Here is a 26,491-nt window from a genome sequence, read left to right as displayed (position 1 = left end):
GATGAATATGGAGAATATTCCTTTTTTACGTGTATCACTTGTACCTGTAAACGAGTACTTAGATGAATTAGAGCGAATTGATATATCCCACATATATACAAATTATGGACCTATAAATCAACATTTTGAAGAAACGATTATGTCGGAATTTTTTCAGAACAGGGGAGCTGTTACAACAGTAGCAAACGCAACGATAGGGTTAATGGCGGCAATTCAATTTAAAAAAAGAAAAAAAGGAAAGTATGCGCTCATGCCTAGTTTTACATTCCCTGCAACTCCATTGGCGGCTATTTGGTGTGGATTGGAACCTTATTTTATTGATATTTCAATAGATGATTGGTGTATGGATAAAACGGTACTTTTGGATAAGATTGAGGAATTAAAAGAAGAGGTTGCAGTCGTTGTTCCATATGCAACATTCGGATCATGGATGGATTTAAAAGAATATGAAGAATTAGAGAGAAAAGGTATTCCAGTTGTTGTAGATGCGGCACCAGGGTTTGGATTAATGCATGGGGAGATACATTACGGTCAGGATTTTAGTGGGATGATTGTATATAGTTTTCATGCAACAAAGCCTTTCGGAATTGGTGAGGGTGGTATGATATATAGCCATAATGAAGAAGATATAAATCAAATTAAAAGAATGAGCAATTTTGGATTTGATCATAATCGTGAATGTACGATGATGGGGTTTAACTGTAAAATGACTGAATATGCAGCAGCTATTGGGATTGCAACGATAAATACATGGAATCAAAAAATGAAAGAACGAAATCGTATCTCTGAATGGTATAAACAGTTATTACAAAGTACGGGATTAATGAAAAAGGGTTGGCAAGTTCAAAAGACAGAAGCAGTTATTCATCAATTTATGCCTATTCTCTGTCCAGAAAAAATTAACAATATGCAAGTAATAGAAGTGTTGAAAAAGCAAAAGATAGAAGCTAGATCATATTTTTCACCATCTTGTCACCAACAAGATTTCTTTAAAAACTACAAGTCTACAGATTTAACAAATACAAATAAAATAGCAAAACGAATAATTAGTCTACCTTTATGGGAAGGAATGACGAAAGAAATCGTGGAGCAAATTATAATGTGTTTAATGCAGAAGGTGGTGTCCACAGATGAATAGTTTTTATAGTCAAGAAGAGTTGAGTGAAATTGGCTTTCTATCTGTCGGGGAAAATGTATTAATAAGTAAAAAAACCAGTATATATAATCCAGGTGCTATATCCGTTGGAAATAATGTAAGAATCGATGACTTTTGCATTTTAAGTGGCAAAATTACAATTGGAAGTTATTCGCATATAGCGGCATATACAGCGTTATATGGAGGAGAAATGGGGATTGAAATGCATGATTTTGCAAATATTTCATCTAAAACAATTGTATATGCAGCAATTGATGATTTTAGCGGAAATACATTAATGGGACCGACTGTTCCACATCAATATAAAAATGTGAAAGCTGGAAAAGTTATCTTAAAAAAGCATGCCATTGTTGGTGCGCATTCTATTATCTTTCCAAATGTAGTAATAGGAGAAGGAGCGGCAGTTGGCGCGATGAGTATGGTAAAAGAAAGTTTAGATGATTGGTATGTGTATGTCGGGGTGCCCGTAAGAAAAATAAAAGCTCGTAAAAGAAAGATAGTAGAATTAGAAAATGAATTTTTAAAAAGCATTAATTCCTGAGTCCTTAAAAGATTTCGCTGCAAATTATCTCAAAAAAATAAACAAAGACATGTGTGTAAGGGGATATTATAAGATTACTAGTAGGTTGCAAAAAGTTAAAGAATTGTGCGGATAAAATTGTGATTTAAACCATAAATTTGCCGTTTCGGTAAGGTTATGGTTCTTTTTGTTTGTGGAAGAAAACTTATTATTGAGAGCACTACATGTCCATCGCCACTAAGATAGCCTTAAAGTAGACATAATTTCTTAAAAATGATACTACATAATAGTTAAAAAATACCTTTGTATCGCTCCTGCTTTATATAAAAATAGCAACATGCAATTGTTTATAATCTCCATTGCAAAGGAATAAGATAAGCTATAGAATTTAAAAGTATTTAAATGCCGGATATTGTTTAAATCATTTTAACTAATACTTAAGAGGAGAATACAATGAATAAAATAAAAAAGTTACTTAAACGTAAAACGACTTGGATAATTTTTATTCTTTTCGTACTTGTTTATGTAAATAACAGTTCTTTTTTTGCGAAGAGGGACGAGGGAAATCCTCTTCTTCTTGCTCATCGAGGACTTTCGCAAACATTTAGCATGGAGGGAATTGAGGGGGATACGTGTACAGCAGAACGTATAAATAAACCTGAACATTCTTATTTAGAAAATACAATTCCATCTATGGAAGCGGCATTTAAAGCTGGAGCTGACCTAGTAGAGTTTGATGTTCAACCAACTAAAGATAATAATTTTGTCATTTTTCATGATTGGACTCTTGATTGCCGTACTAATGGTAAAGGTGTTACAAGAGATTTTACAACTAAAGAATTACAAGCACTTGATATTGGTTACGGGTATACAGCTGACGGGGGAAAAACATTCCCGTTTCGTGGAAAAGGGATTAATCTTATGCCAACACTTGATGAAGTACTTAACCATTTTCCAGATCGTTCTTTTCTTATTCATATTAAAAGTGATGATGAAAATGAAGGAATCCAATTGGCTACTTACCTCAAGAAACTACCAGCGAAACGTCTTGCTCAACTAACAGTATATGGTGGTGATAAGCCGATTGCTTCGATAAGAGAGCACATCCCTAGTTTACGAACGATGTCAAAAGCAACCATGAAAAAGGATCTTCTTACTTATATGGCGTTAGGGTGGACTGGTTACATACCTTCAAGCATGAAGCATGGAGAGTTACATATACCAGATAAAGTAGCTCCTTTGCTTTGGGGATGGCCTAATCGTTTTCTTAATCGAATGGATAAAGCAGATACTCGAATTATCGTTGTAGGAGGAAATGGGCTTGGATTTTCAAGTGGATTTGACTCATCTGAAGATATAAAACGCCTTCCAGATGATTATACAGGTGGAATTTGGACAAATCGCATTGATAAAATAGCACCTCTATATAGAAAATAAGGGATGACATTAAAAGCGGAGTTTTTTCATGTATTTGGCCATTTATATTTTAAAACAAGACCTATTGAAAATATTGAAGTTTGATCTACTGAAAAACCCCTCTGATTTCATATATATTATGGAAATCAGAGGGGTTTTTTTATGAATTTGACTTATTTAATGTACATTCATGCAAAAGTCCGACATGGATTAAAAAATAAACTGCTAGATGTACAAAATGAGCTTTATCTACATAAGTAACTAAATGTCGATAAAGTTTGGAGGTACTTTCAAAACATTCAGTTGATAGGCAGTGGAGGTTACATACCTTTGTTTAAAAAGTCAACGGCTCTATAATTAAAGCGCCTCTTGTTCAACAAACAGGTGCTTTAGTTGAATAAGATTAAACAACTATGTTATTGATTTTTGAGTTTAGATGTATTTAAATGAATAGAAATTAAAAAACTTTAAAGAGCCTTGCTACAATAAAATGTAGCAAGGCTCTTATATTTTTTATATTAAAATTAAATAACTTTATTATCAATTTGCATTTTAATCTATTATTACTTTTTTCCTCTTTTGTTTATTTATAGGGAATAGAGAAATAAATGAGATGGGAAAGCAAACTTTACAATGCTCCTTCGTATTTATAACTAAAAAGAGTCGAATACCTGCAAATAAAAGTAGTTTTTACCGATTATACTTTGAAAAAATCAAATATTATGGAGAAGATAGTTATGCGAAGTGGTGTAAGGCGTTCTTTTCCAGTAGATATTACGCATTAAATGCTCATGTGTATTGATAATCACTAGTTAACACTTCCATGTCTAAAGGCAGACTAAACTCCAGTATCATGAAATCTATGGTGTACGTTGAATGTATGAAATAGGAGGCTTCCATTTCATAAAGTTTGGCGGCGTAACGCAAATATTTCGGCTAATTTAATGAATAAATTATCGGACAAAAATAAGCGCTCTAACTTTGGGTAGAACGCCATTTTACCGTAATATATGGCCCGGAAAGGGCTCGAACTCAAGACCTCCACACTGTAAAGGTGGGGGGGGGTATTTTATTACTTTTCTTCCTGCATTATAAATTTCCAAAAACGTTTTAATTCTTCACGTTTTTGGGATGGAGCAAGTTTTATATCATTTAACCATTGATCTAGTTCTGAATCATTTCTTTTCCCTTCAGCATCAAAATCTCTCCCTAGAAGAAAATCAGTAGATACTTTAAAGTAATCTGCTATACGTATCAAGGTATTGTAATCAGGTTGACGTTCATTACGTTCATACATACCAATTGTACTTTCACTTAGTTGAAGGGATTGAGCTAGTTCTTTTTGCGTAATTCCTTTTTGTTTTCTTAAATCACGAATTATATTTCCAAACGTTTTCATTCTATCACCTGATAATATATTAACACAATATGTGTTAATATATTAAAACTTTTAAAAATTGATAATTGAAATCTATTGACAACACACTTTGTGCGGTTTATATTTTAATTAACAACACGAAGTGTGGTTTTAGGGGTGAGAATGTATGAATTATGAAAGAGTAGCTGAAAATCTAATTAATTTAAGAAATGGGAGATCTAGAGAAGAGGTGGCAAAAGCAGTCGGGATCAGTATTAGTACATTGCAGATGTATGAAAATGGACAGAGAATCCCACGAGATAATATAAAAATAAAATTAGCGAATTTTTATGGTGTTACAGTTCAAACAATTTTTTTTGATTCAGAACAACACGAAGTGTGTTGAATAATGTTGGATTTTTAAGATGATGTAGTGATTTTTTAGAAATGTAAGTTTAGAAAGTGTTTTAGTTGATTTTACATAAAAAGGTAATGTTTTATCGTTATATATAAATTAAAGGGGTGTATTTGCATGAACATGAAAACATTTGAAGTGCGTGAAAAACGATTAGCAGAACTATTAGGTGCAAAGGTACTATGGGAATTTATAAGTGCTGTCACAGAGGAAATTGAAAAGCAAGAACTAGAATCTACACCAGGATTATTAGAAGATCTATTCATACATGTAAAAGAAACTATTCAAATTCAAAATATGAATCAACGCATAACAAAAGCCCCTGTAAAAACAGAGGCTGATGGTATAAATAAAGATACAATATTTATGGAAGCATATGTAGAATTAATTAATCATAAGTTTGTTATTTCTGAGCTAGCTGTAGAGCTTTCATCTGTTCTAAAAGAATTAAATTGTTTTGTTCAATCATCTTTGCCACAGCTTCAAAGTGAGCTTGATTCTCAAGAACCTCAATCTGCTTCTCTTTAGGGAGTGATTGAAGTATTTCTTTTATTTCTTTACACTCGTATATGTTATTCTCCGAGTCTTCAATTAATTTATTGCGACGATTGGTGTATTCAAGTGCACCTAGAGTCGCTAATGCGCGAGGATCTAATCCTATAATTTCCATGTATTCCTCTCCTTTCCTCTACAATAATTCGATAGGAGAAAGGAGATTCCTTTAATGATTTGCTAGAGTTTTTATATAGTTATATAACATGTTATTTATTAGTGGGAATGTTATTTAGCTGGAATACAATAGAATTAGACTTAAAAGAGCTTCAAAAAAGGATGAGAAGAAAGGGGAATCCAATAGGTCTGACTCCTTTCCCTTAAATAATCTACTTATGGAACGGTTGTTTACTTGTAAAATGAATTTTAAATTGGATTTCTTGAGGGAGATTTGATCGACGGAGGGAATGGATAGATAAACAAAATTAAAGAGAATTGTAATGGAAAGAACTATAGGAAATATTTAAGGAGTTATTAGATAATATGTTTTTTAGTATTTAAGAAGAGTCCCGTGTATAAATTATTACATATCAAAATAAGCGATTAGTCATTAAATAGAGAGAAGGACACTAGTTATTTGTATAAATGGAATACCGGAGAGTAGGAAATTAATATAAGTAGAGAGTGCAATCCTCAGTATTTCTTGAATGTTAATAAGCATTAAACTTTATATTGCAACACTTACAGGTGATGCTCCAACTGTTACTATTGTATTTACGGTATAGTCAACGGAGTTAAGAATAGTAACTGTGTTTTGTTCTGGCTGTGCAATATAGATGAATTTTCCATCAGGGGTAAACGCAGCGCTTTTTGGGCCATTTATGGAAATAGTGCCTGTGGATTGATGTTGTGCTGTATCAATAATATTGATTTCATCTGTAGTTTCTTCTCCTAGCAATGCTACAGGTTGATTAGGTGAAAGAGCAAGGAACGAGTAGTAATATGCTCCAGTAAGAATATCCCCAATCTCTTGGAAAGTGGACAAGTCAATAACTGTAAGGGTAGTCCCAGACGCCACCAACTCTTCTGTAACATAAGCGAATCCGTCAAGCAAGCTGATTTCTATGAGATTTGGATAATCGTTTGAAGTAGGGCGTTCTGCTACAATTTCTCCTGTGTTTAGATCAACCTTTACAATACTCCAAGTCGTATAATTTACGATGTAGGCGTATTGTCCATTCGGATCAATTGCTATACTTGAAAATCCATATCCTCCAAGCGAGATAGTATTAGAGATGGTTTGAGTTAAGAGGTTAAAAACAGTAATGCCCATTGAACCAGTTAAAAAATTTAGTATATACGCAAACTGGTTATCCGGAGAAAATCCAATATCAATTGGGTCGTTTATCGAGAAAGTAGAGATAATGGTAAGTGTTTCATTATTAATTGTAGAAACACTATTATCATTTGAGTGCAAAACTAAAGTGTATGTTTTGTTTGGACTAACAGCAACTTTAATTGGCTGATATGGAAGATTGATTACATGCTGGACAGTCTTTGTTGCTGTATTAATTACTGAAAGAGTATTATCATCTCTATTTGCTGTAAAAGCATAAATAGGAGGATTTGGTGGTACTGGTAAAACAGAGAGGGTGCCATTTAAGATAAATGTATTTTTATCTTGTGGCGTAACTGTTAAACTCTTAAGTTTAAAGCTACTAAAATCAAAGCAGCAATTCGAATCAATTGTATAATAAACAATCTGATTGATAGAGAATTTATGCCATTTAGAAAAAGCTGCATCTCCTTGTCCATATTGATTTTGAACAGGGGAAATACTAACAAGCATTGTAAGTACTCCATATATGCGAACACTGTGTACTGGATAGGAACCATCTGGTAGATCAGTTTGAAGAAGGCAAGGGTTCGGTGCTTGCAGCGTACATGGTTCAAATGCACATTTTAATCGGTTTGTATTCCAGGTGACAGCACCGGTATAATTCGTATCATTAATTATATATCCTTCAGGAGCTGTAATTAAAACCTCAAAATCTACATATTGATTGCACGTACCTTGGCAAGGTAACATGTACTTCACTTCCTTTATCAAAAATTATGTGTTATTTCATGTGGTATATAAAGTTGATTACATACCGTATTAAGAAAAATAATTTTAGAACTTATGCCTTTTTATGAAATAATCATGTTTGAAAGGCATTTACTTGTTGATATGACATGCCAATAGGTGGCAATGCTCTATATTATGCTTCCTATTTTCTAATGCTTGTACATATCGTGGTTATTTTAATCGGGATAATATTTGATCCAATAATAGTAAAACACGTTGAGGTAAATATAAAATTGATCTCGATAGGTTAATGCTGATAAAGCGCTATTGAATTCAAAGAAGTCAAAGCATGAAAGGTGACACAGCGCTATGGCAGAAACGGAAATTGCATATGTACCACTAATAAGGATTGTGACGCTTAAGAGTGAGGGGGAGTAAGTCTAGAAAGCGATTAGAGTTTCCTGGTTTATTTTTCACATTAGAAGATTTTCTAGTTAGCAAGTCATATTGTGATTGAAGTTACTTATGGAATAGATTTTTACGGAAAATAATAAAAATTCATGGACAAACAAGATATCGCCTTTATCTTTTAGTGTATACAAAAAGAAAATCATAATTACCGGAACAGTTCGTTCTTTTTGTTTATATAATAATATAACTGAACTTTATTTAGTGATAAGGAGTGGGATAATAGCTGCCTAAAATTATAGTTATTATGACTAGTTATTACAAGCCATTGTTTGTAGAGAAATCGATACGGAGCGTATTAAATTAGAATTGTCAATGTTCCGCAGTTTTAATTAACGAAGCATCTCAGCCAATTAAAGCTGTAAAAAGACCTGCACAAAAGATTACAAACAATGATCCATATATAATGGATCATTGTTCGACATGTATTGGGCTTCTATTTTGCCAATCGTTCAAAAAATAGGGTTCTTACTGGGATAAGAAACCGAATTTTATTGCATGAGGTATGATATTTTTTTGAGATTGAATCATTTTTGGGTTTTTATCCGATAGATAAGATTTTAGATAAAAAATATATTAATTTAAATTCAATATATTTTTAGTTATTCGCGGAAGAAAAAAATGAATTTATACAATTATTAAACCATAAAGAACATGTAAGGAATTAAGAGAAGACTTAAGAAGAAAAAGAGGGTGAGACCTTGAGTGAAGTCTATTTGAAAAATTATTGGTTATTAAATTTAGAGTATATAAAGGTGTTTTCTGAATTAGTACATCATAACATTTCTTTACCTTTATTAAGTAATTTTTATCAATATTTAGAAGAAGATGTTAAAAGTAAGATGAAAAGTAAGGATTTTTATAAATATTTGTCTGTTGCACCAATAGAAGAAAAACAATTGCAGTCAGAATTTGAAAAATGGTTGCCTCTGCTTGAGCAAACAACAAAGAAAAGAGGATCAGATGGAGTCGTATTGCTTAATACTGATTATCTTCGTTTTTCAGCAGGTAATTTTTCGCATTTTAACCCTAAGTATACAAAAATATTAACAAGAGCAAAAAAAAGCGAGCTTTATGGTCTCCCTACGATTTGCACACTGGATTATACAAATAAAGTTCCTGATAGTTCTCATATTTTCATTGAAAAAGCTCAAAAAATTTTTTCAACATGTAAAGAACATCCGTTATTTTCTAATAAATTTTTTCAAACAAAACTACTCAATGATCTTCCTATCATGATTGAAAAAATTAATATGGCATATTTTATTTTTGAAGAACATGATATCTCGAGTGTGATTGTTGGTACAACAGAAGATATAACGAACCGAGTACTTACTCTTATCTCTAAAAGTAAGGGGATTCCAAGTTATTGTCTTCAGCATGGGGCCATAATGGGAGAAGAAGCGTTTTTTCCAATTTTCGCTACGAAACAGATTGTATATGGAGAGTATGAACGAGAGTGGTATTTTCGAAGAGGTGGAGCGGATTCTCAAATCGAGATATTGGGACACCCAAGATATGATGATATCTTTGAAAGGAAGCATTTAGAAAAAAAAGTACTTTGTAAGAAACTAAATATAGATACCTCTAAGAAAATAATCTTTATAGCAACGCAACCATTTAAAACCCAAGTTTATGTTGAACTAACAAAACAATTGATGAAAGACAAAAATATTACAGTTATTATAAAGCCTCACCCTTGGGAAAAAGGTCGTAATTTAGTGAGCGAATATATTCATTTAAGTAAGGTATACCCTAATGTCAAGTATATTACAACAGAAGTAAGTATTTATGATGTCACTTCTAATTCAGATCTTGTAGTTATCTCTAATTCAACAGTAGGATTAGAGGCTATGTTATTGGATAAACCAGTAGTCGTTTATAAATCTAAGTCAGAGGAGAGAGATTATAAATATTACGATGAATTAAGCTGGCTTGTAACTCATTCTATTGAAAATATGATACAGACAATTGAAAAGGTTTTATATGATTCTTCCTATTCTACAACTGCTAAGCAATTAAGGGATTACTTCATACAGAAAAATTACCCTCAAACAACAGTTACTCAAAAATTACAGGATTTATCTCGAAGCATGTAAGAGTGAAAAATCTTTATAAAACACCATGGATTATACAGCTAGACATCTAAAAATCGTATCGAACAAGGCCATAGACACGTAAAACGTCGTTGTGCTAGATCCTCAAGATTTTAAAACTCTCTTCAAGCCTCAAGTACAATAAAAGGAATTGAAGCCATTCATTCCTTATATAAAAAAACGGAGTCTTCAACCAAACTCCGTTTTTTAGATATACAATGAATTATAGAAATTATTGCTGCCTGTATAAAATTTATTTTCTTCAACCACAGATCTTTTACATTTTAGTTAATTTTGCAACAGAACTAATATTTCCAATCTAGAACTTCGTCTGGATTGAAATTTCACTACAATATGAAATTTCTTGTGGGCCAAGATGTGTGGGAGAAGTTTGTTATTATGAAATCAGTGCGTTTCCTAATTTTTTTCTGATGGGAATGGCAATACAGTTCGCTCTTCTTTTGGTCTTGAAGTTAAAAGTACATTAATATTTGTTAAGTAAGTAGTTTTTTGGCTTTGATACAATTAGATAATTATATCAAAATGGTTAAATGATTAAGTATTCTTATGAAAAAACAGCAATTTTTTATCGTTATTTTTCTTTTTAGATGAGTTTAACACCTGATCGAATGGTTCCAGTTGAATTTTATAAAAAACTTGCTTTACCAATAGAAGAGATCACAATATAAAAAAACCTCGATCTCAGCATTTAGTACTTTGGGATAATAGTAAAATATCTACTTATCTAGAATATCCCATGAGAAATTCCACCATCAATTGGAATAAAAGTACCTGTAATAGCACTTGCAGCATCACTAGCTAAAAAAGCTACAACATTACCAAATTCTATTGGGTCATTATATCTCTTCATTGGTAAATTTTTTGTGATTTCTAATTCGATATCTTCAACATTTCGCTTTTGTGTTTTAGACATTTCATTTAATAATTCTAATGCGCGAGCAGTTTTGAAAGAACCAGGTCCAACAGTATTAACTGTAACTCCATAACTAGCGTATTGATGAGAAAGAGTTTTAGAAAGAGAAGCTAGTCCAGCCCTATATATGTTTGATAAGGTAAGCATTTTTGAAGGCTCTTTTGCAGTAAGAGAAGAATTTATAATAATTCTTCCCCACTTACGAGAAGACATATCAGGAATTAATTGTTTAGTTAAATAAATGACGGGCAATAACAGATCATTGTGTGCTTTACAGAAATCTTCAATAGTTAAATCCTCTATCGTTCCAGCTTTAGGACCAGCCACATTTGTAAATAAAATATCAATATTCCCCAGTTGCTTTTTTCCTTGCATAATAAGTTTATTTAAATCCTCGATGCTAGTTACGTCGGATGGGATTGCTAGAACTTCTCCTTTACTACCAATATCACAAATTTCTTTTTTAGCTTTTTCTAATTTTTCACTTCTACTTGTAATAATTACATTATGTCCATCAAAGTATAATCTTTTAGCAACTGCTAAGCCAAGTCCATCAGAACTAGCTAACACTAATGCGGTACGTCTTTCAATTTTATTCATTAAATCTCCTCCAACATATCTTCATATAATTGATCATCTTTACTTACATCATATTTTAAAGTTCTACCTATAAAATTCTTAGCTTCTGAAGGTTGGGTACCTGTTCCAGGGCGCTTATATGTTAAATCACTCCATTGGATTTTTGTACCTTTAGTCATATCACTACAAGCTACCAAGGACCTACGAGTTAATATAAAATTTGCATCATCCGTATGCCGGCGCTTTATCGGCACACCCATTGCTTTTTTAATATTACGTATATCAGTTACAAATTGATTTAGTTCATGAGGATTAATAGAAACTTCATAGTCAGGTCTTTTTATTGTAGCGTCTAAACTGAAGTGCTTTTCTATAACGTGAGCACCTAACGTCACTGCTGCTAAGGAGATAGCTGTTCCTGCAGTGTGATCACAGAAGCCTACTGGATAATTAAATTTTTTTAGTGTCTCCATTACTCTAAGATCAACTTCATTAGGTGGAGTCGGATATTTAGTATTAGTTTGATATACAACGACATTTTTTCCACCTGATTTTTCAATCACTTCTAAAGCAGCTTCTATTTCAGATAACAATGCACTTCCAGTAGAAAGAAATATAGGTAAACCAGTTTTTGCACATTCAGCCAAAAAGGGATGGCATGTAATATCCCCGCTAACTATTTTAAGAAAGTCAGCACCTGACTTGACAATAAACTCAAGAGACTTAAAATCTACTACACAAGCCGTCGTAGATAATCCCAATCTATGTGCAGTATCAAACAATTCGATAATCTGTTCGTCTGATAATCTCCATTTATCCCAATCTAATTTGGTCTTAGAAGATTTTCTACAATCAATGTCATTATAGGCTATATGCTGAAAAGTAACTGCATCAGCCATACTTGAGTTGGCAACATCGACCATTTTTTTCGCCTCAATAAATGAACCTGCATGATTAATTCCGGCCTCGGCAATTACAAAAACTGATGAATCATCACCAATTAGCTTCCTATTAATATTAAATTTCTGCATCAGCAATCTGTCCTTTCTCAAGGTAACTACAAAATTGCAGCAGTTGTATAGAATGTAATTTCTTAAGTGTATTTGTAAGGAATTGTTAGCAAGATTTTTTATTTAGAAATGTTTAAACAGAAGTGAAGTGTAAATAATCACATGCTATAGCAGCTGCAGTGTTTATTTAGGAGAAGATATACCTACCTCTCTTAAACATCATCTGGATCATTTGGATCATATTTTAAATCTTTCGCTTTTTTATTTTTCAACAACTTTAATAACGTATGAATCAAGAAACGAATTTAGAACGTGAAATAATTATTTTTTAAAATTATTATTGGGAAAATGGGAAATATTTGTTTTGATTTCCATCAGAGAAATATCAAGTAGTAGTTTTCCATTAATGTATTAGAGTGTGCAATCGCATCACCGTAGCATTCTTTAAGTGAGCTTTTAATTATTCGAGATCCAAAATCATTTGTACCAAATAGCAGTCACTTTCATATACTGGGCAGGATACTATTTACCTGCTTTATCCCGCTATTTGCGGTCAGTAAGGTCTGCCTTGTTGTACGAAGGAGCCTATAGGAACGAATTTGATTTTCGATTTCATAAGGATATAAAAGATAAATCCATTTTTTCTTTGTCGTATCGTACGTATAGAAAATGCCACAGATTCTATATACATTCGGCCCAAAAATTTTAGGCTTTATTCTCTTTACATCAACATTTTTATACGCAATCTTGATAACTAAAAATAAATAAGAAATCTTTATCATGTGAAGGAGAAGAGCTCCTCCTTTAAATGGAGTGAAGGTAGGGGCAGTTCAATGTAAATATATATTGTCATTCTGTTTAAAATATCTAACTAGCCTAAGTGGTTATTATGGAGGTGCTCTATGAAATTAGCATTAGGTACTGTTCAGCTGGGTCTTCATTATGGAATAGGAAATATAATGGGTAAACCTGATAGGGAAGAGGCTTTAAATATCATCAAATATGCTATAAATAATGGTATAGATGTGTTAGATACAGCGTCTTCTTATGGAAATAGTGAAGTTATTATAGGTGAATATGTCTCAAGCAAAACAACAGAAAAAAATTTTCAGGTTGTAACTAAAATACCTATGATTGATTCTGAAAATATTGGTATTGAGCATTTAGATAGCTTAATTGATAAATATATTAAACAATCTATGATGAATTTGAAAACAAATATTATAGACTGTTGCCTGTTACATGATTCTAAAAATATGGTTTCACATAATGGATATATCATTCAAAAATTAAATACATTGAAATTAGGGGGAGTAATCAAAAAGATTGGTGTATCCGTTTATACACCTGATGAAGTTAAGCGGTTTTTGGAATTTGATTGTTTTGATATGATTCAAGTTCCTTTAAATATATTTGATCAACGTCTAATTTGTTCAGGCCTACTACAAAAGCTGAAAACAAAAGGAATAGAAATACATGCTAGAAGCCCATATCTTCAAGGGTTGCTATTAATGGATACGGAAAAAATTCCCGATTATTTACAAATCGCTAAAAAACCAATAAAAGAATTTGAGTTTTTAGCTCAGGAATTCAATTTAAGTAGAGCGCAATTGGCTTTATTATTTGTTCGAGAATTGAAAGAAGTTGATAAGATTATTATTGGATGTGAAACAGTAGATCAATTAAAAGAAAATATTCAAATCTGTAATTCACCTTTATTAGAAGAGAAAGTTCTTAATACTGCAAAGAAATTATTTAAGGATATACCTGAGATAATTATTAATCCGAACTTATGGAGGGTGAATAATGAATCAACATGAATTATTTAGTTTAAAAGGCCAGAATGCAATTGTTACTGGTGGATCTGGTTATCTTGGTTCTGCAATTTCTGAAGGGCTGGCTAAGTATGGTGCAAACGTTATGATAGTTAGTAGAAGCAAAGAAAAATGTATGAATTTAGCTGATCAGTTAAATCAAAAATATAATGTGAAATGTCAGGGATATGCTCTAGATGTTTCAGATAGTAAATCAATAAACCATACATTTGAGGAGATTTATAATTCAGATAATAAGATAGACATTCTTATTAATAATGCTTACTTTGGAGCAGGAAAGACTATTGAAGAAATGACAGAATCGGAGTGGGAAACAGGAATTGATGGTTCTATAAATAATGTGTTTCGGGTTACTAAAAAGGCATTACAATATATGCTACCGAAGAATAAAGGAAATATTATTAATATCTCTTCAATGTATGGTGTTGTTTCCCCAGACCCTTCTATTTATGGCGATTCAGGCTTTAATAATCCTCCGAATTATGGAGCAGGAAAAGCTGCTATCATACAGTTTACTCGGTATCTTGCGTGTCACTATGGTTTAAAAGGAATTAGAGCAAATTCTATCTCTCCAGGTCCATTTCCTAATACAGAAGTTCAGAAAAATAAAGAATTTATTCGAAATTTAAAGAAAAAAACAGCGCTAGGTCGTATTGGAAATCCCCAGGAATTACAAGGGTTGATTGTTTTTCTTGCATCTAATGCTTCAAGCTATGTAACGGGGCAAAATATTTGCATTGATGGTGGCTGGACATCGTGGTAAAACATCGCTAGAAAGTCAAGGATGTAACAAGAAACCTTTCCACTGAAAAAATCTTCTCATTTTATATAAGATGAGAAGATTTTTTAGTTATAGTGAGAATTTGACAATCTAGAAGTGAAAAGAGCCTTCGTTAATAATGTTATATTATATTGATAAATTTATCGTTACAAATACTTTGTTATTCTGTAAAATTCCCTAATTTTAAGGAAGTATTTGATATAGATAGAAGTCATTTCTCTTTATTGAGACTGACTTTTATTTTTGAGTTAGTGCAACTCATTGAAAACCTTTGTTAATATGATTTAGGTATTTTAAGAAGGTTATTTCCAAAATTGTACCAAAATATTAATGGAAAATGAAAAAATACAATTTGTATCATGTTTATTTTTTGAAGCAATATCTCTTATTGGTACTATCCTCTTATATCATTCTTCTTGGTATTCTTTAGCTAAGTGAGAGGGGTATGATGAAATAGGAGGACCAATCTTAAAGAAGGATAAACTAGTTTTTGAAATTGGTATACAGTTCTTTAATAAATATAGTTTTTGCAATATGTCTTTATCTATTGGATGAAGCATGTAATCTGTCATTATGAAATAATTGTGATGATAGATAAATACTTTTCCTTCGGGTAGAATCGTGTAATGAGATAAATTCGGATAAATAGGTGGTCCATCTGAAAATTTATCTAAACTACTTTTTGAAACTTTAATAATTTCTTGATTTGAAAATTTTAATTTGCGAAATGCTATGGTGTTAATGAATGGACGTTTTTGATTATTTTCTATATAAAATAATTCTTCTTTTTCGTTTTGCACAACCCGTAAATTTGGGATTGATTCAGTAAGGGTTATGGGAGGACCTTCAGTATATTTGTAGATAAAGGGATCAGGGATTGAGACAATTTCATTTTGATTATATTTGAAGTAGGAAAGCATTTCTTTCGATATAAGCCTACGTTTATAATTATCAATTAAAAATACTTCACCTTGTGAATTGCTAAACAAAATACCATTTAAATCTTTGGAAGGGAGGTTAGCATATAAATTTTGGAAGGAAAATGGTGTTTTAAAAGTAATATCGAGCACTTTGTTAATGGGATAAAAAGGCTGGAATGTATTTAGGCGTTTCCAAAACATCGCATCTCCAACAAACCAATATAAAGGATTTGTATCCCAATATTCACAGTATTTTTCATAAACCTTTAATAATATTCTTCTAGTATGCATAACTGAACAGTGATCCACAACATTTGCAGCTGTATATAAAATTTTTGAAGCTTCTCTTACATATTCATGAATAGGTTGTAGATTATAATCAACATATTTTACGTATTGAGAAGAGTACACTATATCTATTTCAGGTTGTTTTTCTAAGAAAGATAACATTTCAGCTAATCTGTTTGGAACGTACATAGTATCGTCCGTTAAATAGCAAATATACTCCCCACGTGTTAATGGAAGTGCCTTATTGATGAGAGTTGCATATCTTGTGGTTTTATATCTCTCATTATCTTGTATAAAACTATTTTCATAATAAATTCGAGGGTCATCTAAATAATTTTTTATAATATTTATAGTTTCTGGACAAGAGTTATCATCCATAATAAAAAGTTCCCATTCTTTATAAGTTTGCATTAGGACACTTTCAATAACTTGATTAATTAATGATGGCTTATTATAGCTAGTAAGGATAATTGAAATTAGGGGTTGCAAAATCGTCACCTCTTCTGAGAATATTGAATGTTTTTTCTAGCGAAGTCTAATAGATAATAATAAACCTTTATTGATACATTCTTTTTTGTACTTGGATAGTTTATTACCTTTTCATAGAAATGGTATGGACTATAGTGGAGTAAAAAGAGATATATAGATAAATATAAACGCTGCTATAGACTTTAATATATATAAATTTTTTTTAAAATTATCGGAACGGATTGTCCTTTCTGTTTATATAATAACGTAACTGTTTTTATATTTGGTTATAAGGAGGAGAGGAATATTTGCCTAAAATTTCAGTTATAATGACAAGTTACAATAAGCCTACGTTTGTTGAAAAATCGATATTAAGTGTATTAAACCAAACTTTTCAAGATTTTGAGCTTTTTATCATGGATGATAATTCTAATGAAATGACCCAGAAGGTAATTCAACCATTTATAAATAAGGAAAATATACATTTTTATAAAAGTAATGTGGTCCATATTTCTGAACGGACAAAAAAAGTCAGATATGCGGCTCTAATTAATGAGGCTCTTAAGCATGCGAAGGGGGAGTATATTACTTATATTACTGATGATAATCAATATGAAAAAGAACGACTCAAAAAGATGTCTAGTTATCTTGATGAGAATAAAGATGTTCAAATTATTTATTCTGCATCAAAAACGATTCATCTAGATGAATCAGATTTGCCTATTAAAACTGTTGAAAGAGCTGCCAAAAAAATTACTAATAATGCTCCATGTACAATTGATCATTGTTCTATTATGCATAGAGCCTCTGTTTTACCGATTCTTGAAAAAAGGTGGAATTCATACTGGGATGAAGATCCTCAATTTTATCGTATAGGAGATGCACGTTTTTTTTGGAGATTAAATCATTATTGGGATTTTCATCCTTTAGATGAAATTTTAGATATCAATTATATTACTTCACATTCAATACATTCGCAGTTATTTGCAGAAGAAAAAAATGAATTTGTACAATTATTACCGCCACAAAGAACATGTAAAGAATTAAGAGAAGACTTAAGAAGAAAAAGAGGGTGAAATGTTGAGTGATATCTATTTGGGAATTACTAGGCGCAAAATCTAGAATATATAAATGTTTTTTCTGAGCTAAACCATTATAATATCCGTTTGCCATTACTGAGTAATTTTTATCAATATTTAGACGATGATGTAAAAAATAATATGAAGTAAATAATTTTTATAAACAACTGTCCATTGAGCCAATAGAAGAAACGCAGTTGTAGTTAGAGTTTGAAAAAAATGTCTTCATTTCAACCAAAGATAACTCCTTAAACAACCTCATATTTTCAGTTTTCAATGAGCAACCTGTACAAAAAATATAAAACAGCATCGTATGTTTTGCTATTCAAAAAGCTAATTTATCTCCCACCTATTTGTTGGTGCAATAGCACTACATACAAATTGAGAAAAGAGTTTTCTTGACTAAAAATTATTTCAATAAGAGGAGGTATGCATTTATATGTTTTTTAAAGATAAAAACATTTTAATTATTGGTGGAACAGGAACAATTGGAAAGAGCATTCTTTCTAATATTCTAGAAGAAAAGCCCAAAGTTGTAAGGATTTTTAGTAGAAGTGAATATAATCAATTTTTATTACAAGAAGAACTCAGGGGGAGAAATCAAAATATTCGCTATTTAATTGGGGATATTCGAAATTACGATCGATTATATAGTGCAATGGAAAATATTGATTATGTGTTCCATGTGGCAGCGATGAAGCATGTTTCGTTTTGTGAATATAATCCGTTTGAAGCAGTTTTGACCAATATTTTTGGAACACAAAATGTAATAAAAGCGGCAATTGCTCAGAAAGTAAAAAAGGTAGTTTTTACAAGTTCTGATAAAGCGATTTCACCAACAAATAATTACGGTGCAACAAAATTGACTGCTGAAAGATTGATTACGTCAGCGGAATATTCAAAAGGTTCAAGTGAAACGATATTTGCAAGTGTTCGCTTCGGAAATGTTATGGGGTCAAGAGGCTCTGTCATTCCTTTATTTGAAAATCAAATTAAAGAAAACCAAAAAATAACTGTAACGGATCTTAGTATGAGTAGATTTATGATGACACTGACCCAAGCAACTATGTTAACAATTGAAGCAATGAAAATAGCAAAGGGTGGTGAAACTTTTATATTAAAAATGCCAGTTATTTCATTAAACGATTTAAGTGAAGTGATGATAGAAGAAGTTACAAAGTTATATGGATTGCCCAAGGAGAATATTAAAATTGAAGAAATTGGGTTAAAACCTGGTGAAAAAATGTATGAAGAACTTATGACACATGATGAATCTTTACAGGCTTTTGAATTACCAGATATGTTTATCATTCCTAGCCCATTAAAAAAGGGTGCTCAATATGAAAATGCAAAAAGGGCGAAGGCAGGGTTTTACCGTTCTGATAATCAAAATGCTATTTCAAAAGAAGAGCTTAGAAATTTAATATTAAACCAGCAGCTATTAACAGGAGGGGAGAAACTATGAAAATATTAGTAACTGGTGGTGCAGGTTTTATTGGTAGGTGGGTTGTAAAGAGATTATTGCAGGATAAGCATGAAGTATGGATATTAGACAACTTAGCAAATTCAACTACTGCAAATATTACCGAGTTTGCACACGATCTAAATTTAAAACAATGCATTCAGGGAGATATTAAAGATAAAAAATTAGTTGCTCAATTATTTGAAAATAATTCATTTGACCTTTGTTATCATTTAGCAGCGAGTATTAATGTTCAAGATAGTATAGACGATGCTAGAACAACTTTTGAAAATGATACAGTAGGTACTTTTAATTTGTTAGAACAATGTCATAAGCATAATGTCAAAATGGTCTTTATGAGTACGTGTATGGTATACGATAAAGCTACTAATATACAAGGAATATCAGAATTAGACCCGATTAAACCAGCTTCTCCATATGCTGGGTCAAAAATTGCTGCTGAAAACATGGTTTTATCTTACTATTATGCTTACAAGCTGCCAGTTGTGGTTATTCGTCCATTTAATACGTATGGCCCATTCCAGAAAACTGGTGGTGAAGGTGGGGTTGTTGCTATTTTTATAAATAATAAATTAGATAATGTACCACTAAATATTTATGGAGATGGGAAACAAACGAGAGATCTTTTATATGTTGAAGATTGTGCGGATTTTGTTGTGGCAGCAGGATACTCTTCAAAAGCAAATGGTCATATTATTAACGCAGGAACAGGACAAGATATATCCATTAATAAATTAGCAGAATTGATTTCAGGAAATAAAGTAAGTATTCAACATGTAACTCATATCCATCCCCAAAGTGAAATTCAAAAATTATTATGTAACTATGAAAAAGCAAAAACAATATTGAGTTGGGAACCAAAAGTTTCTTTAGAAGATGGAGTTATTAAAACAGAAGAGTGGATTAAATCTTTAAAAAGTAACCCTAAGGAGAAAGAATAATGGTAAGGGAAATCCTCGGTATACATGGAGGAAAGCCTGTTAGAGAAACTTATTTACCATATGGTCAACAACAAATTGATGAACATGACATTCAGGCGGTTGTAGATGTATTAAAAGGGGATTTTTTAACAACAGGGCCAACGATTCAACAGTTTGAAGAGGCTATAGCGAAATATGTGGGAGCAAAATACGCTGTTTCTTTTTCAAATGGTACAGCTGCTCTGCATGCTGCTTGCTATGCAGCTGGCATAACTGAGGGAGATGAGGTAATTACAACTCCAATGACATTTGTAGCAAGTGCAAATTGTATTTTATACCAGGGAGGAAAGCCAGTATTCGCAGATATTGACAATGAAACATATAACATTAGTCCTAAATCTATTGAGGAAAAGATTACAAACAAAACAAAAGCCATCATTCCCGTACATTTTACTGGGCAGCCTGTAGAGTTAGAGGCAATAAAGAAAATCGCAAAAGAAAATAATTTGATTATCATCGAAGATGCAGCCCACGCATTAGGAGCCACATATAAAAATAAAAAGATTGGTTCTATTGGTGATATGACAATGTTTAGTTTCCATCCGGTGAAACATATTACTACCGGAGAGGGCGGAGTAATTACTACAAATAATCCACTGTTTTATGAAAAACTTGTTCAATTCCGTACGCATGGAATTGAAAGGAATCCTCAAAAACTTCTTGAAAATCATGGGCCTTGGTATTATGAAATGCAATTCTTAGGTTACAACTACAGATTAACGGATATACAAGCTGCTCTTGGCTTATCACAGTTAAATAAATTAGACTCTTTTATTAAGATTAGAAAGAAATATGTAGACATTTATAATAAAGAATTTAGTTGTCTAGCTGAAATCATCATACCAAAGCAATTGCCCCAAACCGACTCAAGTTGGCATCTTTACATTATTCGTTTAAATACTAAATTATTAAAGGGCAATCGAAAAGAAATTTACGAGGCATTACAAAGAGAAAATATCGGTGTGAATGTGCACTATATACCCGTACATTTACAACCGTTTTATCAAAAATTAGGTTATGAAAAAGGTATTTGTCCACAAGCAGAAAATGTATATGAGGAAATTATTACACTGCCTCTATTTCCGAAAATGACAGAAGCTGATGTATGGGATGTAATAAAAGCGGTGAGAAAAGTTCTTTCGTTTTATAGAGTTGCTAAACATTAAATGAAAGGGGTGTTATTAAGATTGCAAAATCAAAAATTGTTAAGAGCTGTTACAAAAATCGATATTAAAAAAGGAGAGATTATTACAGCTAATAAAATAGCTATGGAACTAGATGTTGTTGAAAATGCACTGAACCAGCTTGAAGCAGAGGAATTGTTACCTCAGATAGCTTTATATAATTTGTCTGCAGGTACCCCATTATCAAAAGAGGTTATGGAACCTCCAAAAGTAGTAATAATTGTACTTTGCCGGTTAAAATCTACTAGGTTACCTTTAAAGGCGTTATTACCGATATATGGAATTCCTTCCATTGAAAGATGTCTTATAAATACATTAGCTATTCCAGGAAAACATCAGGTCATACTTGCTACTTCAGATATAGCACAAGATGATCCTTTGGAAAAATTTGATTTAGACGGGAAGATTAAAATTTTCAGAGGTGATCCAGAAAATACTGCTGATCGCATATTCCAAGCTGCCAAACAAGAAAATGCAAATATTGTAATGCGGATTACAGGAGATTGCCCAGTTGTGTCACCAGAAATCAATACTTTTTTACTAGATGAACATTTGAAAAGCGGTGCAGATTATACACAGGCAGAGTTAAGTACGTTACCTGTTGGAACAGCAGGCGATATTTTTACATTAGAGGCAATCGAACGATTGCTACAAACCCAAAAAGCTTTAACCTATGCAGAATACCTTCCGTTGTATTTTATAAATAATCCCCATTTATTCCAAGTCAATATAGTAAAACTCCCTCCTCCATTTCGTTACCCTACTTGGAGGCTAACATTAGATGAACAACCAGATTTAGATATGTTCAATGAACTTTATAAAAGTCTGAATGTAAAATCTAAACCTTTATTTTTTCATCAAATAAAAGATTACATCCTAGGAAATCCTGAACTTATTCAAATCAATAGTCATGTGAAACTGAAATATATAAATCAACAATCATTAGTAGATGAGCTAAATAGAGAAACGAAATTATAAATTAATAAATTGTAGCGCTTTTAGTGAGGAGGGAGTAGCTTGCTTGAGAAAAAAATTGCCTTTCGCGCCGACGCATCTATTGAAATAGGTACCGGTCATATTATGCGTTGTTTAACACTGGCCCAGGTGTTACGGGATAAAGGCGCTCAAATTTATTTCATTTGTCGTAAACTGCAAGGTGATTTGCATCAATATATTTTAAATAAAGGATTTCATGTGTTTTTATTAGATGCAGATGGTGAAAATACGAATTTCTTAAGTACAGTACACGGGAGTTATTTAAATTGGCTAAAATATCATTGGTTTGTTGATGCACAACAGACCGATGATATTTTGTCGCAACTTCCCAACTTTGATTGGTTAATCGTGGATCATTATGGATTAGATAAAAAGTGGGAGTCTGCTTTAAGAAAAACTGTAAGAAAGATTATGGTGATCGATGACCTTGCAAATCGAATGCATGACTGTGATTTATTACTAGATCAAAATTTATATGATAACCTTAATACTCGCTATAAAGATTTATTACCAGAGCAATCATTATTGAAATTAGGACCTAAATATGCCATATTACGACCAGAGTTTCATGCTGCTAAAAAATTTTTAAGAAAAAGAACAGGCGAGATTGAACGCATCTTTGTATTTTTTGGGGGGCATGATGCAACGAATGAAACATTAAAAACATTAAGAGCTATACAAAATATAAGTAGCGATACTTTAAAAGTAGATGTAGTAGTAGGAAGTCAAAATCCCCATAAAGAAGAGATTGAATCTTATTGCAGGAATATTTCTAATGCCTCATTCTATTGTCAAATAGAGAATATGGAAGAGTTTATCGTACGAGCGGATTTAGGGATAGGAGCTGGTGGCACAACCACTTGGGAACGCTGCTTTCTTGGATTACCTTCTATAACAATTACAACTGCTCCAAATCAAATTGAAGTAACCAAGGCTGTGTCGAAAGCTGGAGCTACATGGAATATTGGTACAGCTGAAAGTGTTTCGGATGAAACGATTACGAAATGTCTAAGCAAGCTTTTATCAAATTCTAATATAGTGAAAGAAATGTCTAATAAAGCTCTTTCTATACAGTGTGCCAGTAATTCAGATGAAATAGCAAAAATTATTTTAGGAGGATAGCATGTTAGATATAGGGGATTTTCAATTGAAAAGTCTAGAAAAGAAAGATTTAGAACTTATTTTACAGTGGAGGAATACAAAAGAAATACGTACGGTTATGTATGAAGATCATGAAATTACAATAGACGAACATTTAAAATGGTATAAAAAACTAGAAATAGATGATACAAAGATTGCAAGATTATTAATATATAAAGAAAAACCAATTGGATTTGTTAATTTTACAAAAATAGACGAAATGAATCAGACTTGTTATTGGGGATTTTATATAGGTGACAAACAAAGCGTAAGACGTGCTGGAACTGTATTAGGTTTATTAGCATTAGATTTTATTTTTGCAACAAAAGGCATACAAAAAGTGTGTGCAGAAATATTAGAATTAAATCGGATTAGTTTAAACTTTCATCAGAAACTTGGGTTTGTAGAAAATGGAAGATATGTGAACCATATTTGCAAGGGTAATGAATATATCGATGTCATTAAAATGACACTGTTTTATGAGCAATGGATGGAAAGGAAAAAAGCTATAAAAAAAGAACTTGAAGGTGAAAAACATGAGTAATGTATATATCGGCGGTAGAGAGATTGGCAATAACTCGCCACCATTTATTATTGCAGAAATGTCAGGGAATCATAATCAATCATTAGGTAGAGCATTGCAAATTGTAGAAGCGGCTGCAGAGGCTGGAGCACAGGGATTTAAAATTCAAACATATACACCTGATACAATGACTTTAAATATAGAAAATGGTGATTTTTTAATTCAGGATACGAACAGCTTATGGAAAGGTAAATCACTTTATCATTTATATAAAGAAGCATATACACCATGGGAGTGGCATAAACCAATTTTTGATCGCTGTACAGAATTAGGAATGATACCATTTAGTACGCCATTTGATGAAACTGCTGTAGATTTTCTAGAGTCATTAAATGTTTCTTGTTATAAAATCGCATCTTTTGAAAATACTGATATTCCCCTCATACGTAAAGTAGCCGCAACAGGAAAACCAATAATCATTTCGACAGGTATGGCTTCAGTTGCTGAATTAGATGAAACAGTAAGGGCTGCGAGAGAAGAGGGATGTAAAGAATTAATTCTATTAAAATGTACAAGTACGTATCCTGCATCACCAAAATCTACAAACATAGCTACCATACCTCATATGAAGGAGTTATTTAAATGTGAAATAGGTTTATCTGATCATACACTTGGAGTAGGGGTATCTGTAGCAAGTGTTGCTTTGGGGGCCACAGTAATTGAGAAACATTTAACACTCTCGAGGTCTGACGGAGGTGTAGACGCTGAATTTTCAATGGAACCTGCTGAATTTAAATTATTAGTAAGTGAAACTGAAAAAGCATGGGAATCTTTAGGTAATGTATATTATGGACCAACTAATTTAGAAAAAGACTCTTTAAAGTTTAGAAGGTCATTATATGTTGTAGAAGACATAAAAGCGGGAGAAGTATTCACGAATGAAAATATTAAAGCTATCAGACCAGGTAATGGTTTATTGCCAAAACACTTATCCAAAATTCTCGGAAAGAAAGCGAGTAAGGATATCAAAAAAGGAACACCTATTTCATGGGATTTAATTTGATAGAGTATACTGAAATACTAATAAAATTTCATTTCAAGTATATAGTAGCAAACAAGTTAGCTTACGCTAACCGACATGTATCTCCTACCTATTTGTTAGTGCTAGCACACCTTCAGGAAAAGTAAGGAGGGAGTCTTCTGACGGGAAAAGATAAATTAAAATGCCTTTTCATAAAATTGAAAAGGCATTTTAATTTATTCAGAATGATTATAAAAGAAAAGAAATTTTTAATTTAATAAATCAATTAAGTTGTGATTGTAATATAGTCGTTATAAAATTGATTCTCTCATGAAAAGTATGTTGTGTAATAACTTTTGTGTGAATTTTTTCGATCATTAATCCTTTTGAAATCGTATCATTCAAATGAAGAGATATCTTATTTAAACAATCATTAAAGCTGTTATAGGATATAATTTCATCTTTATTGAAGAAAGATGAAAGATCAGATTTTTCTTCTATAATTTGAAAGCCTTGGCAAGCGGCGATATCAAATGTACGATTATTAATGGTATTACTTTTTACTCTATTTTTATTTTTATTCTGTGGAAACATATAACTACGATGAGGATTTAATATGAGACTAGCGTTATTATAATAGAACGCAACTTCTTGAGGTGGAATCCATTCTTCTATAATCTTAATTCTTCGGTGATTTTTCCATTTTTTAATTAACTTATTTCTCCAGTTTTGACCAATAATAGTATAGTGATAAGGAGTTTTTTCCAAAAGAAACTGTATCAATTTTACTCGGGTTGGATAAGGGTATCCAATGAACAATACTTCACTTTTATATTTTGAATTTTTTAGACCAGGTTTAAATACATCTATATTAGTTGCTAATGGTAAGTGATATACATTGGTATATCCTAAACTTGTGTAATATTTAAGTGCTTCACTATCGATAGTAAATATAAAATCAAAGTTATTTAATAGAAGAAGAGAAGTGTCTATATAAAATGGGTCCTCAGTTAACCAGACAGCTAATTTAATGTTCCTTTTTTTAAAATATTGAATGGCTATTTGCGGTAGATGATTACCTAATAAGGTGAAAACAATATCAGGATGAAACGTTGTTGTAATGAAATCTAATTGCTCTATTAATTCACTCGGCTGTACTGCTAACCATTCGAAATTTTGATTGATAAGTGTTCTCTGTATGCTTTGATCTAGATATTGATAGATTTTTGAGTAACCAGAAGTAATGTATAAGAGTTTCATATTTCAATCCCTGCTTTAGGTA

22 protein-coding genes and 2 pseudogenes are annotated in these 26,491 nt (G+C 31.9%); 18 read left to right on the top strand and 6 right to left on the bottom strand.

From position 1 onward, the window contains the following. Positions 1-7: 7 nt before the first annotated feature. The 3 genes from EBQ15_RS19470 (at position 8) to EBQ15_RS19460 (ending at position 3,113) form a co-directional block, all read left to right on the top strand. Entirely contained in the window at positions 8-1,138 is a 1,131-nt protein-coding gene (locus EBQ15_RS19470; protein ID WP_000427970.1) for an aminotransferase class I/II-fold pyridoxal phosphate-dependent enzyme, read from the top strand. After that, positions 1,131-1,697, top strand: a complete 567-nt coding sequence (locus EBQ15_RS19465; protein WP_001084203.1) for an acyltransferase — start codon at positions 1,131-1,133, stop codon at positions 1,695-1,697. The genes EBQ15_RS19470 and EBQ15_RS19465 overlap by 8 nt, the downstream gene beginning before the upstream one ends. A gap of 432 nt (positions 1,698-2,129) precedes the next feature. Further along, complete coding sequence (locus EBQ15_RS19460) at positions 2,130-3,113, top strand: glycerophosphodiester phosphodiesterase family protein (RefSeq protein ID WP_001033578.1); 984 nt, start codon at positions 2,130-2,132, stop codon at positions 3,111-3,113. 1,051 nt (positions 3,114-4,164) lie between these two features. On the opposite strand, the gene EBQ15_RS19455 is transcribed toward EBQ15_RS19460, so the two are convergent. Then, complete coding sequence (locus EBQ15_RS19455) at positions 4,165-4,491, bottom strand: helix-turn-helix domain-containing protein (protein ID WP_000846661.1); 327 nt, start codon at positions 4,489-4,491, stop codon at positions 4,165-4,167. A gap of 145 nt (positions 4,492-4,636) precedes the next feature. On the opposite strand from EBQ15_RS19455, the gene EBQ15_RS19450 reads away from it, so the two are divergent. Continuing rightward, on the top strand, positions 4,637-4,855 hold the full coding sequence (locus EBQ15_RS19450; protein WP_001105580.1) for a helix-turn-helix transcriptional regulator: 219 nt from the start codon (positions 4,637-4,639) through the stop codon (positions 4,853-4,855). 126 nt (positions 4,856-4,981) lie between these two features. Next, positions 4,982-5,392: a hypothetical protein gene (locus EBQ15_RS19445; RefSeq protein ID WP_033693017.1), complete on the top strand. Its 411-nt coding sequence runs from the start codon at positions 4,982-4,984 to the stop codon at positions 5,390-5,392. 691 nt (positions 5,393-6,083) lie between these two features. Here the strand turns inward: EBQ15_RS19445 and EBQ15_RS19435 are convergent. Beyond that, positions 6,084-7,445: a YncE family protein gene (locus EBQ15_RS19435; protein ID WP_000936212.1), complete on the bottom strand. Its 1,362-nt coding sequence runs from the start codon at positions 7,443-7,445 to the stop codon at positions 6,084-6,086. 778 nt (positions 7,446-8,223) lie between these two features. On the opposite strand from EBQ15_RS19435, the pseudogene EBQ15_RS32085 reads away from it, so the two are divergent. Together EBQ15_RS32085 and EBQ15_RS19425 are read left to right on the top strand one after the other, a co-directional pair. Beyond that, a pseudogene (locus tag EBQ15_RS32085) lies at positions 8,224-8,589 on the top strand (glycosyltransferase family 2 protein); the annotation flags it as partial. A gap of 4 nt (positions 8,590-8,593) precedes the next feature. After that, on the top strand, positions 8,594-9,991 hold the full coding sequence (locus EBQ15_RS19425) for a CDP-glycerol glycerophosphotransferase family protein (protein WP_000005861.1): 1,398 nt from the start codon (positions 8,594-8,596) through the stop codon (positions 9,989-9,991). Between the two features lie 742 nt (positions 9,992-10,733). Here the strand turns inward: EBQ15_RS19425 and EBQ15_RS19415 are convergent. Continuing rightward, positions 10,734-11,522, bottom strand: coding sequence for an SDR family oxidoreductase (locus EBQ15_RS19415; RefSeq protein WP_001033154.1), 789 nt, complete (start codon positions 11,520-11,522; stop codon positions 10,734-10,736). Next, positions 11,522-12,532 carry an N-acetylneuraminate synthase family protein gene (locus EBQ15_RS19410; RefSeq protein ID WP_001168998.1) on the bottom strand — a complete coding sequence of 337 codons (1,011 nt, stop codon included), beginning with the start codon at positions 12,530-12,532 and terminating at the stop codon, positions 11,522-11,524. Before EBQ15_RS19410 ends, EBQ15_RS19415 begins: the two co-directional genes overlap by 1 nt. Positions 12,533-13,413: 881 nt before the next feature. Here EBQ15_RS19410 and EBQ15_RS19405 point away from each other — a divergent pair. Next, entirely contained in the window at positions 13,414-14,331 is a 918-nt protein-coding gene (locus EBQ15_RS19405) for an aldo/keto reductase (protein ID WP_000761598.1), read from the top strand. Beyond that, complete coding sequence (locus EBQ15_RS19400; RefSeq protein ID WP_001071530.1) at positions 14,318-15,109, top strand: SDR family oxidoreductase; 792 nt, start codon at positions 14,318-14,320, stop codon at positions 15,107-15,109. The genes EBQ15_RS19405 and EBQ15_RS19400 overlap by 14 nt, the downstream gene beginning before the upstream one ends. Before the next feature lie 425 nt (positions 15,110-15,534). Here EBQ15_RS19400 and EBQ15_RS19395 read toward each other — a convergent pair whose 3' ends face one another. After that, positions 15,535-16,824, bottom strand: coding sequence for a glycosyltransferase family 2 protein (locus EBQ15_RS19395; protein ID WP_001182746.1), 1,290 nt, complete (start codon positions 16,822-16,824; stop codon positions 15,535-15,537). 287 nt (positions 16,825-17,111) lie between these two features. Here EBQ15_RS19395 and EBQ15_RS19390 point away from each other — a divergent pair, with 287 nt between their 5' ends. The 9 genes and pseudogenes from EBQ15_RS19390 (at position 17,112) to pseI (ending at position 25,251) form a co-directional block, all read left to right on the top strand. Next, positions 17,112-17,879, top strand: a complete 768-nt coding sequence (locus EBQ15_RS19390; protein ID WP_001124414.1) for a glycosyltransferase family 2 protein — start codon at positions 17,112-17,114, stop codon at positions 17,877-17,879. 1 nt (position 17,880) lies between these two features. Beyond that, positions 17,881-18,082: pseudogene (locus tag EBQ15_RS19385) on the top strand (CDP-glycerol glycerophosphotransferase family protein); the annotation flags it as partial. Between the two features lie 239 nt (positions 18,083-18,321). Next, on the top strand, positions 18,322-19,347 hold the full coding sequence (locus tag EBQ15_RS19380; protein WP_000465151.1) for an SDR family NAD(P)-dependent oxidoreductase: 1,026 nt from the start codon (positions 18,322-18,324) through the stop codon (positions 19,345-19,347). Then, on the top strand, positions 19,344-20,306 hold the full coding sequence (locus EBQ15_RS19375) for a dTDP-glucose 4,6-dehydratase (protein WP_000699379.1): 963 nt from the start codon (positions 19,344-19,346) through the stop codon (positions 20,304-20,306). The genes EBQ15_RS19380 and EBQ15_RS19375 overlap by 4 nt, the downstream gene beginning before the upstream one ends. Further along, entirely contained in the window at positions 20,306-21,511 is a 1,206-nt protein-coding gene (gene pseC / locus EBQ15_RS19370) for a UDP-4-amino-4,6-dideoxy-N-acetyl-beta-L-altrosamine transaminase (protein ID WP_000251219.1), read from the top strand. Before EBQ15_RS19375 ends, pseC begins: the two co-directional genes overlap by 1 nt. After that, positions 21,512-22,507: a cytidylyltransferase domain-containing protein gene (locus tag EBQ15_RS19365; protein WP_002001848.1), complete on the top strand. Its 996-nt coding sequence runs from the start codon at positions 21,512-21,514 to the stop codon at positions 22,505-22,507. It abuts the gene before it with no gap. A gap of 39 nt (positions 22,508-22,546) precedes the next feature. Next, on the top strand, positions 22,547-23,647 hold the full coding sequence (gene pseG, locus EBQ15_RS19360) for a UDP-2,4-diacetamido-2,4,6-trideoxy-beta-L-altropyranose hydrolase (RefSeq protein WP_000890387.1): 1,101 nt from the start codon (positions 22,547-22,549) through the stop codon (positions 23,645-23,647). A gap of 1 nt (position 23,648) precedes the next feature. Continuing rightward, positions 23,649-24,209 carry a UDP-4-amino-4,6-dideoxy-N-acetyl-beta-L-altrosamine N-acetyltransferase gene (gene pseH, locus EBQ15_RS19355; RefSeq protein WP_000884117.1) on the top strand — a complete coding sequence of 187 codons (561 nt, stop codon included), beginning with the start codon at positions 23,649-23,651 and terminating at the stop codon, positions 24,207-24,209. Further along, positions 24,202-25,251 carry a pseudaminic acid synthase gene (gene pseI, locus EBQ15_RS19350; RefSeq protein ID WP_000073378.1) on the top strand — a complete coding sequence of 350 codons (1,050 nt, stop codon included), beginning with the start codon at positions 24,202-24,204 and terminating at the stop codon, positions 25,249-25,251. The genes pseH and pseI overlap by 8 nt, the downstream gene beginning before the upstream one ends. Before the next feature lie 240 nt (positions 25,252-25,491). Here pseI and EBQ15_RS19345 read toward each other — a convergent pair whose 3' ends face one another. Then, a complete protein-coding gene (locus EBQ15_RS19345) occupies positions 25,492-26,469 on the bottom strand; it encodes a CgeB family protein (protein WP_000772276.1) in 978 nt (325 codons plus the stop codon). Between the last annotated feature and the right edge of the window lie 22 nt (positions 26,470-26,491).

The organism is Bacillus sp. 2D03, from assembly GCF_003946765.1.
GTDB lineage: Bacteria > Bacillota > Bacilli > Bacillales > Bacillaceae_G > Bacillus_A > Bacillus_A cereus.
The sequence above is the reverse complement of the archived record's forward strand: the minus strand, read 5'-3'. Positions and strand labels throughout refer to the sequence as shown.